The sequence below is a fragment of the Arthrobacter sp. Bi83 genome (assembly GCF_918698095.1).
Classification (GTDB): domain Bacteria; phylum Actinomycetota; class Actinomycetes; order Actinomycetales; family Micrococcaceae; genus Arthrobacter.
This window is the reverse complement of the sequence record NZ_CAKKLY010000097.1, coordinates 1-5,879: the sequence shown is the minus strand read 5'-3', so window position 1 is coordinate 5,879 and position 5,879 is coordinate 1. Positions and strand designations below refer to the sequence as shown.

Annotated in this window: 5 protein-coding genes; 4 read left to right on the top strand and 1 reads right to left on the bottom strand. The window is 66.6% G+C overall.

The genetic code is table 11. From position 1 onward, the window contains the following. Nucleotides 1–252 precede the first annotated feature (252 nt). From LQ144_RS22590 to LQ144_RS22575, 4 genes are read left to right on the top strand one after another with little or no spacing between them, the layout of a single operon-like run. The gene (locus LQ144_RS22590; RefSeq protein WP_230121485.1) at nucleotides 253–972 is read left to right on the top strand and encodes an ABC transporter ATP-binding protein; all 720 of its coding nucleotides are present in this window, start codon (nucleotides 253–255) and stop codon (nucleotides 970–972) included. Further along, nucleotides 969–3,005, top strand: coding sequence for a YhgE/Pip family protein (locus LQ144_RS22585; RefSeq protein WP_230121484.1), 2,037 nt, complete (start codon nucleotides 969–971; stop codon nucleotides 3,003–3,005). Before LQ144_RS22590 ends, LQ144_RS22585 begins: the two co-directional genes overlap by 4 nt. Beyond that, nucleotides 3,002–3,685, top strand: coding sequence for a TetR/AcrR family transcriptional regulator (locus LQ144_RS22580; protein WP_230121483.1), 684 nt, complete (start codon nucleotides 3,002–3,004; stop codon nucleotides 3,683–3,685). Before LQ144_RS22585 ends, LQ144_RS22580 begins: the two co-directional genes overlap by 4 nt. Nucleotides 3,686–3,693: 8 nt before the next feature. Continuing rightward, nucleotides 3,694–4,314, top strand: coding sequence for a hypothetical protein (locus tag LQ144_RS22575; protein WP_230121482.1), 621 nt, complete (start codon nucleotides 3,694–3,696; stop codon nucleotides 4,312–4,314). Here the strand turns inward: LQ144_RS22575 and LQ144_RS22570 are convergent. Next, nucleotides 4,298–5,725, bottom strand: coding sequence for a D-alanyl-D-alanine carboxypeptidase family protein (locus LQ144_RS22570; RefSeq protein WP_230121481.1), 1,428 nt, complete (start codon nucleotides 5,723–5,725; stop codon nucleotides 4,298–4,300). The two genes, LQ144_RS22575 and LQ144_RS22570, sit on opposite strands and share 17 nt — an antisense overlap. Between the last annotated feature and the right edge of the window lie 154 nt (nucleotides 5,726–5,879).

Below are 5,879 nucleotides of genomic sequence, written 5' to 3'. Positions count from 1 at the left end.
ACCGCGAAAAATGCATCCTTCTGATCCTGCGAGTACCACCCGGATCCTGATGAATCACCGCTTAAACGAACCACGGTCGTTGCAACTCCCAAAAGTCGGGGTGTTGCAACGACCGCTAGAACCCAAGCATGGATTTAGGGGCCTCACGTGTTCGTTCGCGCTGTCTCTTGGGCCACAGGTGTTCCGTTCTATTTGAACTGACTGGTCAGTTTAGTTAGGCTTGACGCAGACAACCTCTACGAAAGGCTCCACTTGCTCTCCGTACACCAGCTTCGCGTGAACGGCCGGCGGGACGATCTGCTCCCGCCCACGTCCTTGCAGGCAATCCGCGGCGGACTCCTGCTGGTCACCGGCGACCGTCAGGATCAGCGCACGGCCCTGGCCCTTACCCTCAGCGGCAGGATGAAACCGGACAGCGGAACCGTGAGCTGGGACAGCCAGCCCAAGATCAAGCCGCTGCGCCTCGCCAGCGCATTGGTGGACTCCCCAGGTGTCAACGAGCCCGAACGGCACCTGAGCGTGCGGGACCTCGTCACCGAGGATCTGTCCCTCATCCCGCGCCGCTACCGCGGAGCACTCCTCAGCAAACCCTGGCTCAAGATCAACCGTTTCGAGGACATCTCGGACATGTGGGCGGAACAGCTTCCGCCGCGGCGGCGCACCGAACTCCTCACGGCCCTGGCGCTGGCCAATCCCCGGACCGACCTCCTGGTCCTGGATTCCCCCGACCGGCACGGTGCCGACCCTGCTGACTGGCTTCCCCGCCTTGAGGCGCTTGCGTACGACGGCGGCCGGCCACTCGCGGTCATCGCGACCGTTACTGCCCTCCCGGACAGCTGGACGGGTCCGACGGCGACGATCGGCAACGCTGTGATCGGCACTGCGGTCCCGAAAGCTGCGGCGCCGAACGCTGCCGGGCCGGACGAAGAAGAAACCACCGAAAAACAAGCCGAAACCGAGGACGCCAAGTGACTGTGCTGCGGCTGGCCCGTTCCGAACTCAAGCGCATGACCGGCGGGCTGCTGCCCAAGCTGACCATCCTTGCCCTGACCATGGTCCCGCTGCTCTATGGCGCCGTGTACCTCTATGCGAACTGGGATCCGTACGGGAACCTGAACCAGATCGACGCTGCGCTGGTGGTGGAGGACACCGGCGCCGCCACGAGCGACGGGACGCGGCTGCAGGCCGGCCAGAAGGTCGCTGACAGCCTCATCGAGGGGCACGTGTTCAACTGGCAGTCCGTCCACTCCGCAGCAGAGGCGGACCAGGGCGTCAGCGAAGGAAAGTACGCCTTCGCACTGAAGATTCCGCGCGACTTTTCCGCCAACCTGGCTTCGCCCGGCAGCTTCGATTCGGCAAGCCAGGCCATGCTCAACGTCACCACCAACGACGCCAACAACTACCTCCTCAGCACCATCGTGGACAAGCTGACCACCGCCGTCCACGCGTCCGTGGCGAAGGAGGTCGGCGAAGAAACCGCTAACCAGCTCCTGACTGGCTACGGGACGATCCATGCCCAGATGGTCAAGGCGGCGCACGGAGCAGGTGAGCTGGCTGACGGCGTCGCGCGGCTGCGCGACGGGAGCGCCACCCTGCACCAGGGCTCCACCCAGCTTGAAGCGGGCGCCACCGAGCTGTATAACGGCCAGGTCAAACTTCGCGACGGCGCCACGCAGCTCTCCGCGGGAGCCGGCCGGCTGAACAGCGGCCTGGCCCAGCTGCGGGACAAGACCGCCTCGCTCCCTGCCGATTCGCAGCAACTCGCCGACGGCGCGGCGCAGGTGGCCGCCGGCAACGCGGCGCTGAACACGAAAGTCCAAGACGTCGTCGGACAGTTGGAAGCGGCAGACAACGGCCTCCGGACCCGCGTCCAGGAGTCCAATGCGCGGCTGGTCGCGGCCGGCGTCCTGACGCAGGAGCAGTCAGCCAGGGTGCTGGCCGATTTTGATGCCGCGGCCGCTTCCAGCCCCGTCGCTGAGGCCCGGGGGAAGATCCAGACGGACTCGGCGCAGATCCAACAGCTTTCCGACGGTTCCGCGGCTGTGAGCGCCGGGGCTGCCAAGCTTGCCGCGTCTGCACCGGCCCTGACGGAAGCCATCGCCGCGGCTTCCACCGGGGCGGACCAGCTCGCCGCAGGCTCAGCCACTCTTGCCGCCGGAGAGCAGTCCGCAGTGGACGGTACGGCACGCCTCGTGGACGGGGCGCGGAAGCTCGACGACGGTGCCGCGCAGCTTGAGACCGGCGCGCGCACCGCCGCAGACGGTTCCAGGACGCTGGCAGGCGAGCTCGCGAAGGGCGCCAGCAAAATTCCGAACCCGGATGCAACGCAGAAAAGCGATATCTCGGAGGTGATCTCCGATCCCGTGGCCGTCAGTAACGTCTCGCAGGCGAAAGCCGGCTCCTACGGCGCCGGGCTGGCTCCGTTCTTCCTGACCCTTGCGCTCTGGATCGGGGTGTTCATGCTGATCCAGGCCATGCGTCCCGTCACCCAGCGCGCTCTCGCGTCAAACGCTCCGGCGTGGAAGATCGCCATTGGTGGCTGGCTGCCATTCCTGGCGGTGTCCGCACTTCAGGCTAGCCTGCTGACCCTCGTGGTTAACGCCGGGCTGGGACTGAATCCGGCCCACCCGGTGCTGATGTGGCTTCTCATGCTCGCCGCGGCCATGGCCTTCAGCGCCATCATCCAGGGCGTGGTGGCGCTGCTGGGATCACCCGGAAAGCTCGTGGTCCTCATTCTCCTGGTCCTGCAGCTCGTCTCCTCCGGCGGCACCTTTCCGTGGCAGACCACGCCGCAGCCGCTGCACGTGGCCCACCAGATCCTGCCCATGGGCTACGTTGTCACCGCCATGCGGCACCTCGTCTACGGTGCCGACCTGTCCATGATCCCGGCCACCGTGGCGGGGCTGGTTGGCTACACTTTGCTGGGACTGGCGCTCTCAACGCTGGCCGTCCGCAAGCACAAGTTCTGGACCCTTAAGACCCTGAAACCGGAGATCGCAGTATGACCACATCCGAGGCAGACCCCGCCGGTTCGAAAGACGCGGCCGTTGGGTCCACTACGGACGTTGGGTCCAAAAAACTGCGTCCGGCACGGACCAACGCCACGAAACAGAAGCTCTTCGAGGCCTCCATGGAGCTGATCGGCGAACGCGGCGCAGCCAATGTGACCGTGGACGAGATCGCGGCCGCCGCCGGGGTGTCCAAGGGCACGGTCTACTACAACTTCGGCAGCAAGTCGGATCTGATCGCCCAACTGCTGCGGCACGGGGTGGACATCCTTGAGGCCAGGCTCCTCAGCGTGAAGGGTGAGAAGGCGGATCCCCTGGACGGCATGGACGCCATGATCGGCCAGGCCATGGACTTCATGGCGGAGTACCCGTCCTTCGCGCGGCTCTGGGTGAGCGAGAACTGGCGCACGCCCAGCGAGTGGCAGGACACGTTCGCCGAACTCCGTGCACGTCTGCTGGCGGTGATCGGCGCGGCCATTGAAGACGTGGCCGCGAAGTACCCGGTGGATGCGTCCATCTCCAGGGGAAGCCTGGAAACGGCGATCTTCGGGGCGTGCTTCGTGGTGGGCCTGGACCGCCAGACGTACAACCCGGAGCGGACCCGTGACCAAAGTGTTGCGGCCATCATGGCGATCATGCGCGGCTACGTCCTGCAGCAGCATGATCCTCATGGATGATTAGTCCCATGAGTCACATGGGTAACAGCGGGAAGATCGCTATCGGAGCGTTTTTCGCTGCCCTCGGCATGCTGGTACTAACGTCCATCACCCTTGAAGAAGCCGTACTTGTCACGTTCCTCGGACTAGTGGCGGTGGGGTACATGGCATCGGTGGCGGAAGCATTTGCCCGCCGCCGCTACTTGGCCCTGCTGGCAGGTGGCGCGGGAACGAGCCTGTCTATCGGGTGTTCCATCGCATTCCTGCGTATGTGGGGGCTTGCCTTCAACCAGGATCCGTCGGCGCTCGGTCCAGCCGTGACCGCCAAGGATTCGGACGTCTACTTCTACCTTGCCGCCGCCTCCGGATCGGTCACGCTGCTGGTGCTGTTCGCCGCTGCCGTCTGGCCGGCCGGCCGGCGGCAGCGGAGACGGTCCGCGTCGGCTCAGAGGCGGCGGTCCTCGCCCGCCGGAACTTCCGGAGGCAGACCTGCCACCAGGCGCCCCGTCCCCCCGCGCCAGCCGGGGGCCAGGCAGGCAGCCCCGCGGCAACCGGCGGCTCGCCAGCCGGCCGCACGCCAGCCTTCCCCACGCCAGCCGGCAGCCCGGCCACCGGCACCACGCGAACCCCGGGTTACCGGAAGACGCTGAATGTCTGCCAGCCCGGACCCACGGTTCGGGTGCCGGTAAACAGACCGCTGCCGAGGCTGAAGTACAGCAGGCGGCCGTCGGCGGCTTTGGCCGTGAGGCCGCGTGTTCCCGGGCCCTGGAATCCAAAGGAGGCGTGCGACTGGGCAACGGCATTCCAGCCGCTCCCCACCTTCCGGCGGGTTTCGGGCACGAACTTGCCCGCGCCGTCGGACCTGAAGAGCACCAGGTCGCCTCCTGATTTGGTGACCAGCAGGTCCTGACGGCGGTCGTTGTCGAAGTCGGCCAGGACCAGCTTGAGTCCCTGGAACCCCTGGCCGATCCGAAGCCGGGTGCCGAGGGCTCCGCCGGCAGCGTTCGGGTAGTAATACATGGCGCCGTCGGCAGCGGTTCCCACCACGCCCGGGAAGCGGTGGCCGTTGTGCCACTTGCCCACCGTGATGTTCATGGACTGCCAGCCGGCGGTGCCCACCCTGATGGCACTGAGGAAGCCGCCCGTGAGCTTGCCCCGGTACACGGTGAGAGTCCCGTTGTTCCACTGGGCAACGATGTCGTTGACGCCGTCGGAATTCCAGTCGGCCACGAAGCCGGATTTCAGGCCCGCCCAGCCCGGTCCGATCTTCACCCGGGTCCCGAAGCCGCCGCGTCCGTTGGCCGGATACTGCCACAGGACGCCGCTGCTGTCGGCGGCAAGCACGTCAGCGCCGCTCTTGATGGTCGGACGCGCGGAGAAGTACTGCTCCAGGGTGGGAATGCCCCGACTCTTCATGGCCGTGGCCAGCTGCACGCCGACGTAGCGCAGGTGCCAGGGCTCATAGGCGTAGCCCGTGATGTTGGTGTAGCCCGATGGGTATCTGACGATGAATCCGTAGCGGTGGGCGTTCGCAGCAACCCAACGCCCGCCGGGAGTGGTTCCGAAGCAGGCAGTGAGCCCGCAGCCGCCGCCCACATTGCCGACGTCGGCGGCCAGGCCCGTCTGGTGTTCGCTGTAGCCGGGCCGCGCCGAGATCTGGTCAGCGTACGCCTGGCCGTACATCTGCACGTAGGAGCTGTAGAGGCTGCTTTGCGTGGCATAGGACCGGTACGCGCTGACGACCTCCAGGGAGTGCCCTGCGGCACGTGCCCCGGCGAAGAGCTGGTTGATGGCGCCCGCGGTCTGGCTGCGCAACAGATGGCCCGTCCCATTCCAGCGGACCAGGTCCGGCGGCACGAACTGGGCAGGGCTCAGGGGGCGTGACTTGTTGACCAGGACCCAGGAATTGTTCGGGTCGGTCACCACTCGCGTCGACAGCTGTTCGCCTGAGGGCGCTGCCTGGGCAACCGGCGCACCGGCAAGGAAAAGCGATAGGACTACGACGACGGCGGCGCACCGCCGGACGTAGTCCCGCCACCGGGTCAATCCAGAAATCAGCATGGCGGGCCCTTCCCCACTAGACGACGCTCAGGTACAGACTACTCGGGTGCCCGACATTCACTTCTGCCGCCGCGACAGGTCCGAACGTGAGGCGCCCAGTCTGCCGTGCTGCCTGCCGTGCCGCCCTGCCACCGCCCTGCCACCGCCCCACCAC